Genomic DNA, 11520 nt, shown 5'->3' with positions numbered 1-11520 from the left:
GCCTGAGGGATAAAAATGAGTGAAGACAACCGCCGTGCCGATAATGCCGAGACCGCCCCGGAAGCGCGTGTTCCGGAAGCGTCGATTTTTGCACCGCTCGGGCGGGTGAAAGGCGTTCTCATCGTCAGCATCGTTCTGGCGGTCTGCGTCATGGCCCTGGAATTGCCGTTCTGGTTCCGGGCGGCGCTTTTGGCGCTGGTGGTGCTGGGGGCGGTGTGGGTTGCCAACGAGGTCGGCAGCGGCGAGCCTGATGCAGTTGCGGTCGGGGATGCCGATCACGGCGAAATGGCGGGAGGTTCCGGCGAGCGGCTGGCCGATCTGCTCACCGATCCGATGATTGTCTTCGACCATGGCGGAACGGTGCTATTCGCCAATGCGTCGGCGCTGGAGGCTTTTCAATCGCTGGAAAGCGGAACGGCGCTTTTTCTGCGCTTCCGCGCCCCGGAAATGCATGCGCTCATTCAGGGTGTCATCGCGGACGGCGAGCCGCGCAGCATCGAATATTTCGAGCGCGTGCCGATTGATCGCTGGTACAAGGCCATGGTCAAGGCGCTGCCGGATGCGAAAGGGCGGCCCGAGCTTTTCGTGCTCATCTTCCGCGATCAGAGCGAAACGCGCCGCATCGACCGCATGCGGTCCGACTTCATCGCCAATGCCAGCCATGAATTGCGTACGCCGCTCGCCTCGTTGCGCGGCTTCATCGAAACCTTGCAGGGGCCGGCGCGCAACGACGTTGCCGCGCGTGACCGCTTTCTCGATATCATGCAGAAGCAGGCCGAGCGCATGTCGCGCCTGATAGACGATCTCCTGTCGCTTTCCCGGCTGGAAATGCGGGCGCATCTGGCGGTCAATGAAAGCGTGGACCTGACGGCGGTTGTCAACCATGTCGCCGATACGCTGTCTCCGCTTGCCGCCAATCTGGACGTGGTGATCGAGCGCAATCTGCCGGACCGTCCGGTGTTGGTAACGGGTGCCCGCGACGAGTTGATACAGGTGTTCCAGAATCTGGTCGAAAATGCCTGCAAATACGGGCAGGGCGGCAAGAAGGTCATCGTCAAGCTGGAGACGGATGAGACCGGCAGTGCGCCGGAAGTCGTCGCGTCGATACAGGATTTCGGGCCGGGCATCTCTGCCGAACATCTGCCGCGTCTGACCGAGCGGTTTTACCGCATCGATGTGGAAACCAGCCGGGCGCAGAAGGGCACGGGACTTGGACTTGCCATCGTCAAGCACATTTTGGCGCGCCATCGCGGACGCCTCGTGGTCCGTTCGCAGCTTGGCGAAGGCTCCACCTTCATGGTGCGTTTGCCAAAGCGCGAGGGCTGACGGTTTAGCGCGAGAAGCGGCGCAACAGTTCCCATTTAAGCGGGCGAAGCCTTTGATAAAGCCGGGTGGAGCGCAGTGAAGTGATCAGTTGCTGGCGAGCCAGAGACAGTTTCCCGCGCGGTGTACGGGCGGCAATATAATCGCGCAGTGGGATCGTGCGGTTTGCGAAATCCTGCTTCCACGGCTCATTGCCGAAGCCGAGATCGAAACAGTCGTAATCATCGGCTTTCAGCGCTTCGATCAGGCGCAGGATCAGCACCTTGCCGGGCGAGTATTTGTTCCACACACCATCTTCGAAGGTAGTGACCATCGCACAATAATGCCGGTTGCGCGTGACGCTCCACATGGTGGCGACCACCTCGTCGTCCATGGTCAGAGCGGAGAAATGCAGGGCGTTGCGGGCGGCGAGCGGTTCTGTCACCGTCTCGAAGAACTGGCGCTTTTCGGGATGAGCATCGAAACCCGGCACGCGCGTTTCCACGAAACGCCGCTGTTTCTGCCGCAGCATGGCGTCGAGAATGGTGGCGCGTTCTTCCGCTGTGCGCGTGACGAGAAAGCGATAGCGGCCCGCCTGACGCAGAGCCTTGCCGCGCTTTTTTATGGTGCGCAGGCCGCGAATTGACGCTTCGATATCGGGCAGGGGCCGGTCGAGCGTGATCCATTGCGTTGCTTCGGCGCAATCGCGGTTGGAAATATACCAGAACGGATTGGGGCGGCCCTCGACGGTTTCCGGCATCTTGTCGAAAGCCGCGATGTCGAAGGGCGGCAGGGCGGCGACGATGCCTTGCAGAAGGGCGTCTGCGCTGACGGCGTCCCATGTTTGCGCATGGTCGAAGAGGATTGGCGCATTGTAATCGGCCACACCGTCATCCGTGAAAGCGAGGACGCGCGCGCCATGTTGCTGCTGAATGTAAAGGGGGACGAAAAGAACGGGGCGCTGGTCCTGATCGCGCACCTCGACCAGACAAAGCTGCGCTTTGCGGGCCTTGCCATAAGTCGCTTCCCAGGCGCGCAAAAACGTTTTCGACTGAAAGACGAACAATGCGCAGCCGTTGCCGTCGTTCGCGTCGGGCCAGTCGTCCGATAGATCGTCAACGCGATCATGCACTTCGATGTGAAACGGGGAAACCGGCATCGGAAACCTTGCTGTCGTCTATATTGGATGTATTCGCATGACAGTGTTTAGTTTATTTGAAACGAAAGGAAACTATGTCATGCCTAAATACAGTTGGAAGAGTTAATGCTTTCGATGGGGTGACTGTCGACACCAACGGGGAGCGGGCAAGGCGGGCAATGTCAGTTTCGATTATCATTAAGACTTTGAACGAAGAACAGCGCATCGCTGCCGCGATAGAGAGCGCGCTTGCAGCCTTGCCGGATGGACAGGTTGAAGTCATCGTTTCCGATAGCGGTTCGACGGATCGCACGGTGGAGATTGCCAGCGCCTATCCGGTGCGGGTGGTGCAGATCGAAGCGCCCGCGCGGGCAAGTTGCGGTCTGGGGCCGCAACTGGGCTTTCAATATTCCACCCAGCCATTCATCTGCCTGATCGATGGCGACATGATCATCGAGCCGGATTTTATTCCCGCTGCCCTGCACTATATGGCCGAGCACCCGGAAACCGGCGGCGTGACCGGCCATGTGGTGGACCAGATTCTGGAAAGCCTTGAATTTCAGCGGCGCGCCCGCCGGCAGACGCCCGAGAAACAGGCCGGCAACATCGACCGGATGAATGGCGGTGGTCTTTATCGCCGCGCCGCCATCGAGCAAGCGGGCTATTTCTCAGACCGCAATCTGCACGGTCATGAAGAGTTCGATGCGGGCGTGCGCCTGCGCACCCATGGCTGGAAGCTCTATCGTCTCGACCGGCCTTTCGTGCAGCATTTCGGCTATTCGATGAATGCCTACAAGCTTCTGACACGCCGCTGGAAAAGCAAATATCTGCGCGGCACGGGCGAGGTGCTGCGCGCGGCGGTCGGCCAGCCGCACTGGAAGAATGTTATAAAGGAACTCCCGGAACTGCGTCTCTGGGGCGCGGTCTATGTCTGGTGGCTGGTGGTGCTTATCGCGCTGCTGCTTGGCTTTGTCACGCCTTGGGCGCTGGTCGCGGCGCTCGTCTTCGCGCTGTTGCCTTTCGTGCTGATGACGATCCGCGAGCGCAGCGTTTCGCTCGGCGTCTATGCGGTTGTTGCGTGGATTTTCCACGCAGCCGCCATGCCGCTCGGCTTCTTACAGCCGCGCCGAAAGCCGCAGGACTGGATCGAAAGCCGGGTTGTGAAAGAGATCCCCAAAGGGACATCATGAGAAAGTCGCTCGCCGCTTTTCTCACCTGTCTTGCCGGTCTAATCGCGTTGGCGTTCTGGCCGGAAACGACTTTTGCGGAAGAGTGGATGCCGGTCAAGGAAACAGGGCTGGAGATGAAACCGGGCAGCCCGCTCGACTTCTCGTCCTTTTTGCCCAATCCCGCAATCGATGAGCAAAGCCGCATCGCGGCCAATGCCGCCGGACGTCTGGTCCGGGCTGCAAAGCCCGATGAGCCCTTGCGTCTGTTCTGCGCGTCGCTTTCCTGGCGATTGCCGTCAGCGGGTAAGATCGATCACGCCTTCATCGACCGCTATGTGCGGCAGCTTCGCCTGCATGGCTACAATATTGCGCGGCTGCATTTCCTCGACACCGATCTGATGCTGGGCCGGGATGGCGACTTCAACTTCGACCGCCAAGCATTGGACCGCATTCGCTATCTGATGGCCGCCTTGAAGCGCGAAGGCATTTACTGGACCATCGACGGGCTGACCTCGGAAAGCGGCGCGCTCGGCGGCAAGGATATCGACCGCTGGGGGCCGGAAGGCGATCTGAAACGCCGCATCTATGTGGATGATACAGCCTTCGAACATTGGCTGCGGTTTCAAAAAGAAGTCTATGCGACGGTCAATCCCTATACGGGGCTGGCCCCATTGCAGGATCCGGCGCTGGCGCTGATTGTTCCCTTCAATGAGAATGGCATTGAATTCACCAGTTTCCTGCATGGGAAGCAAGCAAGCGGCCCGTTCTGGCCGGGCTTTGCGCGAGCGTTCAATGCGTTTTTGAAAAAACGTTATACCAGCACGGCTGCATTGTCGCGCGCCTGGGGCGGGCTTGCCGCGGATGAAAACCTCGAAGCGGGCACGGTGCAACTGCCGCAAAGCCGTTCCGGCGGTGGTCGGAGGCTGCATGATTTTCAGGCCTTCGTCGTCGAGCGGGAGCAGGCATTGGCCGCACGGTTTGAGTCTGCCTATCGGACCCTTGGCTATAAGGGGCTGATCGCGCCCTATAATAACTGGTTCACGGTTCAGACTGCGCTGTCGCGCATGCCGCAACAGGCGGTCAGCGCCAATACTTACCACGATTGGATCGGCACGATGGAACTCGGAACGGCGATGAAGCAGAACAGCTCCATCGCTGACGCCGCCTCCTATGTGAGCGAGCTGGCCGCAGGCCGCTGGATCGGTCGTCCATTCTTCGTCACCGAATATGAACATCTGTTCTGGAACCGCTATCGTTATGAAGCGGGGCTGGTCTTTCCGGCCTATGCCGCCTTGCAGGGCTGGGACGGCATTTGCCGCCACGGGCAGGGGCCGATCACGCTCGGTTTCGATGAGGCGGAACCGCGCCGCCGGCGCATCGTGCCCTATACATTCGCGGTTGATCCGGTGGCGCGTGCGGGCGAAACGCTGGCCTCGCTCCTGTTCCGGCGGGGCGATGTCAAAATGGCGTCTTTCGCCGTCCCCTTCATGATGCAGGGCGAAACAAGCCTTGGCGATTCGCTTGAAACACGTGAACCGGAAAGGTTAAAAACCCTTGCGCTGGTCGGCGGTATTGGTCTGTTCGCCTCTGGTCTGCAATGGCCGGAAACCGTGGCCCGCGGCATCGAGATCAATTATCGCAATGTCGCGCTCGACAATGTTCTCGGGCGTTTGAAACAGGCAGTCCTGTTGCCCAAGGACAATGCGACCGATCCCTATCGCGGCATCTTCGCCAGCGCGACCGGCGAACTCCTGCTTGAACGGGACCGCGCCCGCATGCGGGTCGTGACGCCCCGCACCGAAGCGCTGGCCTTTGCCGATCTGAAGGATAGCCTGACGCTCGGGGCTGTGACACTCGGCCATGCCGAAGAGCGCGGCCTTGTTGCCATTTCGGCGCTGGATGAACAGCCCTTGGCGACCAGCGAAAAGATGCTGGTGATTTTCGCTACCGACGCGCGCAATACCGGGATGCGCTTTCGCGACGATGCGCAAAAGGTGATCGAGGATTGGGGGCGTCTGCCGGTGACATTGCTGCGCAACCGCGTCGATCTCCGGCTTGCAGGCGCTGCATCGGCCTGGAAAGTGTTCGCCATAGGTCTCGACGGCGCGCTGCATGCGCCTGTCGCGACCGGCGAGGGGCCGGTGGAATTTCGCCTCGATAATGGGGCCAGCGCCAACGGGCCGACGACGTTCTTCCTGCTGGAGCGCCGGTTCAGGCGGTGATCTTTGGATCAGGCAGCTTACTGGAAGTCGGTGACTAACCTGCTCCAGCTTTCGCCCGCAAGTCCGCCAATGAAGATATCATTGTGGTCGAGCGCGTTCAGCACACCGGGATTGGCTGTCACCACGCAGACATTGGCCTTAAGGCGGAAGAACATGACCGATTGCTGCGAAAGCGCGCCGAGAAAACGCGGATCGGCGCGGCCCTGCGCCGCGATATGGCCCGCCTCCTGCAAATGCGACAGCATGACTTCGACAACGGCCTGCTCCTGGTTTTTGAGAGCCAGAACGCTGAGCACTTCGGCCATGCCGTTCTGGCGGGCATAATAGCAGAAGAAGCCAACGGGCTCGCCGCTTTTGCCGGAAATCGAACAGAAGCGCAGTTCACCGGCGGCGTGATTATCGCTGGCGAGGTTCAAAACCCATTGCAGATCCTGTTCCGTCCATGCCGGATAGGCGTCATAGATCGGCAGGAACTGGCGGATCAGGCTGATAGCTTCGCTTTGATCAATCTCGCGCACGGTCCGCTTGCCGTTGGTGGATTTGTGCAATTTGGGCAGCGGAACGAGAGCGTCCAGAAGCTGGCCGACTTTTGCCGCGGGCCAGCCGCGCAAGGCGGCGCGGCGTTCGGCGACGAACTGGGCCACATAGCTCGCGCCGCGAAAAATCCGCGTCCATGCCAGACCATGGGTGTCGAGCGTGATGCCGCCAACGGCGCTGAAATGGCGGGCGCTGACGGGTGCTGCACTGTCGCTGAACGCGAAATCATTGGCGCGTGAGCGGAAGGTGAGGGTCAGTTCTGCCGCGCCGCGCGGCGAGCTGTCGGGGCGCATCATATAGGCGCAGAGCAGCCTTCCCATGACGATCTTGCCGTGGACATGATAGGGGATGGGCAAGACGCACAGCGTACTGTCGATCTCGCCCTTGCTGTCTTCATGCACGATGCTGCACAGATCGGCATCGTAATAGGGGTTTTCGAAGAAAACATGCCGAAAATACTGGTCCAAACACCCGCTGTGAGAGGTCGATTTGGGACGAAAGACCTGAGTAAACAGATCGCGCACAGCCGGTATGTCATCGAGACGCATCGGGCGAACCCGGTGTGTCCTTGTATCCGCGACAGATGTGGTCCCCACTTTAACCTGCCCCCTCTGCCCGGGCGGACCGAGCTTAAGCTTTCACCTGAACCTCTTTCCTTGCAGCAGCTTTGCGGCTTCTCTTGACGAGATAGAAGACGCAGCACCACGAAGCCAACACGATAGATATTTCAATAAAGTAAATTGCGGTGAACGTACCGGTGATGGGTGCATACCAGGTAGCGGCTGCGAGAAGCGGCGCACCTAGAATATTGCCGACATTCAGCACGGCGGTGCGATAGGCGTGCTGGCTGGCTGCGCCGAGCAGATCGACCGCAATCGACCAGAGCGCGACGAAGATCGTAATCCAGCAGAGCGTGCGGCAGAAGGCGATCAGCGTCGTATATTCCTTGCCGAACAGCAGCGGCAGATAGGGCGCGGCGATGAAGATGACGAGGGAGGTCAGCGTTCCGATCAGAAGCGACGCGCCCAGAAGGCGCAACGTGATCGGCAGGGCATGGTGAATGCCGTTGGCGCTGGCTTGCGACAGGCGCGGATAGACGAGCCGGTTCATCGCATCTATGGTCAGCATGCTGCTGTCGACGATGCGGCGCGTCACGCCGTAGCTGCCGACGACGCTGGGGGCGACAAGCGCGCCGAGAATGAGAAGGTCGGCATTCTGGCGAACCGCACGAAAGATGAACTGCGAGGCGAACATGATGCCGAGGCGGATTTCTTCCCGCACGATACGGTATTGCGGCGCGCCGAGTCTGCGTAGAAACCACGCATAAATAACGAGCACCAGCACATGGCAGCCAAACTGCCAATAGGCCCACTGCACCACGGTTGAAATATCGAAGACGAGACACGCGATAACCGCAGCAAGCGTGCGCGCCACGGCAAAGCCGACCACCGACAGGTTGGCCGATACGAAGTCGGTATGCGCGATATAAATCTGCTCCACGAGGAGGATAGCGCGGACCAGCACGATATTGGTGACGAGCAGGAAAAACATGCCGAGATAGTTGCTGGCGAATTCCGGGACGGATTCAAGCCAGAACGGCAGCAGGATCATGCCAAGCACCACCAGCACGATGCCGCTCGTCACGATCAGGATGATATTGTGCCCAAGCATGGCGGGATAGATGGCCGGGTTTTGCGCCACGCGCCGCACGAGGCATTCCGCGCCGCCCAGTCCGCAGATGTAGTTTGCTATGGCCGTGACCGCCATGACGGTCACGAAAAGCCCGAACTCGTGTGATCCGAGATACCGTGCCAGAATGGCAAAAGTCAGCAATTGCGCGATATTGGCGGCAAAAAGACTGCCACTCGATGCGGCATAGGACAACACGGTGGGCCAGTAGCGTTTCAACATTTCATACTGCGGATTTAGGGGGAATGATGTGTGAAGGGCGTTGTCTGTCGATGTCGGCTTTGCGCCTCGATCCGACCCGGCATGACTTTATCTGGAAAGACCTTTTCCCTCTCCCGACTTACTCATTGTTGTCTTTATCAGCGTTTATTCTGCTTATTCCAGATGTAGCTTCGAAATATGAACCCTAACTGAACAGATCATGTATTTTCTAGTCCTATCGCACATTGCGGCCCAATAGTTGTGATTAACCAATTTTTTTAATCTTCTCATATAAACAGGGCAAAGGCGCTTTTTGCGCGACCGGGGCAACAAGAGGGCGACCATAGGCCCAACCATAGGATCGATCGATGTACACCTTGCGTGACCTTGCTTCGAAGGCTCAGCAACCGGCTGCTCAAAAGCGCGGTGACGAGACGCTGGAGCAATGGAACCAGGCTCTGGCGCAGAACCACGCGCCGTCCTATCCGAGGCCAGCGTCCGTTTCCGATGCGCTGGTTTTCGATACGCCGCCTGTATCCCATCCGGTGGAGCCGGAGACGAGGTCTCCAGGGGGCGGGCTCATGCTGCCGGAAATCGATCTCTGGGCGGCACTGGAATGGGTGCGCGCCCGCTGGATATGGATCGTCATTCTTGCTGTTGCCGGTGCGCTGGCGGGTCTCGCCTACGGCATGACGGCCAAGCCGCGCTATACCGCCTATACGGATATGCTGGTGCCGCCGTCCGGCTTGCAGCTTTTGCCCAACGATATCTATGCCCAGAGCCTTCAGGCCGACAGCCAGATTCTCGACATTGAAAGCAAGATGAAAATGCTGGTGTCGGGCAATGTGCTGCGCCGTGTCGTGCAGACTCTCGACCTGCAAGGCGATCCCGAATTCGTGCCGTCGCCGGGCGGTTTCGATCTGCGCGCGCTGCTGGGACTTGGCAAGCCGAAGGGCGCATCCGACGACACGCTGACGGCGGTGCGCGCCCTGTCGCAACGCATTGTCGTGAGCCGTCCGGAACGGTCCTATCTGGTGACGATCGGTGTGTGGACGGACAATCCCGAAAAATCGGTCAAGGTGGCGGACACGCTGGCGCAGTCGTTCCAGGAAGAAGTGGCCGAAGCCGATGCCGATGGCGCAGGCCGCGCTGCCGCCGCCTTGTCGGAACGCCTGACATCCTTGCAGAAAGCCGCCACGGACGCCGAAGAAAAAGTCGCCGCCTTCCGCCGCGCGCATGGTCTCCAGACCACCGGCGGCGAACTGGTCAGCGCGCAGTCCATGGCCCAGATCAACACGAAGCTGGTCGATGCCAAATCGCGCCAGACGGACGCCAGCACTCGTTATAACGAGCTGACCCGCGATACGGGCAGCCCGGTCGGCCCGGCAAGCACGCTGCAATCGCCGACCATGACCAATCTGCGCAGCCAGTATGCGACGCTGAAGCAGCGATACGATGCGCTGACCATGACCTATGGTCCGCGCTATCCCGAACTCATCAACACGCAGCGCCAGCTCGACGGGCTGGAGCAGCAGATCGCCAATGAACGCTCGCGCATCCTGCAATCGGCTAAGGTCGATCTCGATCAGGCCAATGCGGTCGTCGATGCGCTTAATGCGCAGGCCGCAACGGCACGCTCGGCGGTGGCGCTCGACAATGATGCGCAGGTGCAGCTGTCTGATCTCGAACGCGACATGACCGCCAAGGTTTCGATCTACAACACGTTCCTGACCCGCTCGACGGAAACGCATCAGCGCCAGCAACTCGACGCCACCAATATCCGCGTGATCTCGACAGCGATCCCGCCCGTCAGCCGCAGCTGGCCGCCGCGCACCGTCCTGTTGGGGGCAGCCGGCGGTTTCGTGGGGCTCGGTCTCGGCGTGGCGCTTGCGCTGGCGCTGGGTTATCTCGGCGCATGGCGGAGAAATCGGGAGAGCCGTGTCTGACCTCGCTTCCCATCGGGGTGTGACGGCCCATACTTCGCCCCGCGACCTGACGTCGGTATCGTCATCGCTGGGCGTTGCGCTGTTTCTGATCATGTTTCTGTTCATGTGGGTGGGGATCAGTCCCTATCCAAGTTCGAGCGCCGAACTGGGCACCGCCGCTTCGGCGGGGCAGTCCAATCTGCTCAACCAGTTGCTGACACTCAGTTTGACCGCCGGTTTCATCGCCTGCGGGCTGAAAAGCCCGTTGCGGCAGACTATTCTCCAGCCGCGCGGATTGCTGGTGACGCTGTTCATCTGGATGTTCGTGACAGCCCTTGTCTCGGCGCATCCATCGATTGCAAGCCGCAAGGTGGTGCTGTCGATCCTGATGGCCTTGAACGCCAGCATATTCCTGCTGCTGCCGCGCTCTGCAACCCAGATGGCGCGGCTGCTGCTGATCGGCTCGTTCATCACGCTGGGCTTTGCCTATTTCGGCGTCATCTTCATGCCGAGCCGGGCGATCCATCAGGCGACGAATGTCATCGAGCCGATGCTGGCGGGCGCATGGCGCGGGCATTTTCCGCACAAGAACGCAGCCGCAGCCGCACTGGTGCTGCTCAGCTTCTTCGGGCTTTATGGCTGGCAAATGGGCTATCGCAAGGCCGGGGCGCTGGTGGTGGCGCTCTGTGTCTTCTTCCTGCTGCATACGGGCGGCAAGACATCGACGGCCATGCTGCCCTTCATCGCCATCATATCGCTGATCTTCATGAAATGGCGCTGGACGCGCATTCCAATCTCGATCGGCGGGGTGGCGGCGTTCAATTTCGTCGCCGTGGGTGCTGCGGTTTCAGATCCCATCCGCCAGCTGATCACCAGCATCGGCATTGACGCGACATTTACCAACCGCGCCGATATTTGGCGCATAGCCTTTTCAGCCGTGGCTAAAAAGCCGATATTTGGCTACGGGCTGGATTCATTCTGGAAGACACCGGAAATGGTCTATGCCGGGGGTGGCGGGGCGACATGGGCCGTCGCGGCCTTCAACGCGCATAATGCCTATCTGGATATGATGATCAATGCGGGTGTGTTCGGCCTGATCCTGATATTGATCTGGGTGCTGATTCTGCCGCTGCGTTATATCAAGGCAGCCGAGGCCACGGGCAACGATCCGGCATTGACGCTTCTGTTCAGCCGTCTGTGGTTATACGGCCTCTATACGTCATGCATGGAAAGTACGTTTTTCCAGAACGGCAGCGCGGTCTGGTTTTGTTTGATGATTGCCATTTTCGGCATGCGTCTTCAGGCGAAGGCGCGACTTGTGGGTTAAGCTTTTGGGG

8 protein-coding genes are annotated in these 11520 nt (G+C 59.9%); 5 read left to right on the top strand and 3 right to left on the bottom strand.

Annotated features, from left to right (window positions below; genetic code table 11):
- The first annotated feature begins 15 nt into the window (after positions 1-15).
- Positions 16-1326 (top strand): ATP-binding protein, encoded by a 1311-nt coding sequence (locus JAU75_RS05660; protein ID WP_199055368.1) that lies wholly within the window; start codon positions 16-18, stop codon positions 1324-1326.
- A gap of 4 nt (positions 1327-1330) precedes the next feature.
- On the opposite strand, the gene JAU75_RS05655 is transcribed toward JAU75_RS05660, so the two are convergent.
- The gene (locus JAU75_RS05655; RefSeq protein WP_199055360.1) at positions 1331-2461 is read right to left on the bottom strand and encodes a GNAT family N-acetyltransferase; all 1131 of its coding nucleotides are present in this window, start codon (positions 2459-2461) and stop codon (positions 1331-1333) included.
- Positions 2462-2619: 158 nt separating this feature from the next.
- Here JAU75_RS05655 and JAU75_RS05650 point away from each other — a divergent pair, with 158 nt between their 5' ends.
- Positions 2620-3630, top strand: coding sequence for a glycosyltransferase family 2 protein (locus JAU75_RS05650; RefSeq protein ID WP_199055358.1), 1011 nt, complete (start codon positions 2620-2622; stop codon positions 3628-3630).
- Positions 3627-5831 (top strand): glycoside hydrolase, encoded by a 2205-nt coding sequence (locus JAU75_RS05645; protein WP_247880400.1) that lies wholly within the window; start codon positions 3627-3629, stop codon positions 5829-5831. Before JAU75_RS05650 ends, JAU75_RS05645 begins: the two co-directional genes overlap by 4 nt.
- Before the next feature lie 17 nt (positions 5832-5848).
- On the opposite strand, the gene JAU75_RS05640 is transcribed toward JAU75_RS05645, so the two are convergent.
- Both JAU75_RS05640 and JAU75_RS05635 read right to left on the bottom strand, forming a co-directional pair.
- A complete protein-coding gene (locus tag JAU75_RS05640) occupies positions 5849-6916 on the bottom strand; it encodes a hypothetical protein (RefSeq protein WP_199055356.1) in 1068 nt (355 codons plus the stop codon).
- A gap of 82 nt (positions 6917-6998) precedes the next feature.
- Positions 6999-8279: a lipopolysaccharide biosynthesis protein gene (locus JAU75_RS05635; RefSeq protein WP_199055354.1), complete on the bottom strand. Its 1281-nt coding sequence runs from the start codon at positions 8277-8279 to the stop codon at positions 6999-7001.
- Positions 8280-8626: 347 nt separating this feature from the next.
- Between JAU75_RS05635 and JAU75_RS05630 the strand changes: the two genes are divergently transcribed.
- Both JAU75_RS05630 and JAU75_RS05625 read left to right on the top strand, forming a co-directional pair.
- Complete coding sequence (locus JAU75_RS05630; protein WP_199055352.1) at positions 8627-10204, top strand: GumC family protein; 1578 nt, start codon at positions 8627-8629, stop codon at positions 10202-10204.
- Positions 10197-11510, top strand: coding sequence for an O-antigen ligase family protein (locus tag JAU75_RS05625; RefSeq protein WP_371836115.1), 1314 nt, complete (start codon positions 10197-10199; stop codon positions 11508-11510). Before JAU75_RS05630 ends, JAU75_RS05625 begins: the two co-directional genes overlap by 8 nt.
- Positions 11511-11520 lie beyond the last annotated feature (10 nt).

Origin of the sequence: Ochrobactrum sp. Q0168 (assembly GCF_016427605.1) — a bacterium.
Lineage (GTDB): Bacteria > Pseudomonadota > Alphaproteobacteria > Rhizobiales > Rhizobiaceae > Brucella.
Note: the sequence above shows the minus strand (reverse complement) of the source record. Positions and strands in the feature narration are given on the sequence as shown.